Source organism: Lamprobacter sp., from assembly GCF_034860625.1.
In the GTDB taxonomy this organism is placed as follows: domain Bacteria; phylum Pseudomonadota; class Gammaproteobacteria; order Chromatiales; family Chromatiaceae; genus Lamprobacter.
Window position 1 is genome coordinate 1 of the sequence record NZ_JAYESN010000627.1, and the last position, 922, is coordinate 922.

1 protein-coding gene is annotated in these 922 nt (G+C 61.9%); it reads right to left on the minus strand.

Annotated elements, in window-relative coordinates; translation table 11 throughout:
• Positions 1-67 precede the first annotated feature (67 nt).
• Positions 68-922: reverse transcriptase domain-containing protein (locus VBE63_RS30330; RefSeq protein WP_323686678.1), on the minus strand; the 855-nt coding region annotated here is incomplete at its 5' end.

Sequence of the window (922 nt, forward strand, 5' to 3'; positions counted from 1 at the left end):
ATCGGGTCAGAGGGGCCGAAGCCCCGTCTGCCCACAGAACCGTGCGTACGGGTCCGTACACGGCTCCTCACGCAAGGCGTATCCACCGGTCGACGTCAAACCAATGCGCAAGCTTCCTGTCAGAGCGAATCGCCTGTCCTTGCACGGCGATGAACCAGCCGTTGGGGTATGCCTTGGTCACCGCACGGATGTTCGATAAGGCCCAACGACCACGGTGGGAGTACACCGCCGCAGCCGCCTGACGGCGTGGCACGCCACGCTTGGTCAGTTTTCGATAGAGATTGCGCTGGGTCTTCTGTTGATCGATCAAGCGAGCGCGCAAGCGGCGCCGAACATGGGCTTCGATCTTGTGCAGCTGCGCCGGGTAATGGGTCAGGGCAAAGTAGCTCGACCAGCCGACGTACCAGCTGTTGATCCGCTCAATACTCTCTTCCAGCCTCAAATGGGTGCCGCGCGGGGTCAGCTCCTTGACCTTGGCCATCGCCCCTTGCAGGGCTTTGTGGGCAATCGCAATCGTCTCGCCCACGATGGTGAAGCCTAAGAATTTGACCCGATCAGATCGGGCCACCTGGCTCTTCTCGCGGTTGACCCTGAGTTTGAGTCTCGTCTCGAGGTATCCGCTGATGCTGGCCATGACCCGTTCGGCCGCCTTCGGCGTCCTGACGAAGATGTTGCAGTCATCAGCGAACCGGCAAAAGGCCAGGCCGCGCCGCTCAAGCTCCCGGTCCAGCTCGTCAAGGACGATATTGCTGAGTAGGGGGCTGAGCGGGCTGCCTTGCACGGCCCCTTCCGTGGTTGGACTCATCAGGCCATTGGCCATCACGCCACTGCGCAGGGTCACTCCGATGAGGCGCAGGATGCGCGTGTCGGGGATCTGTTTGCCCACGCGAGCGATCAGCCGGTCGTGGTGGATTCGGTCGAA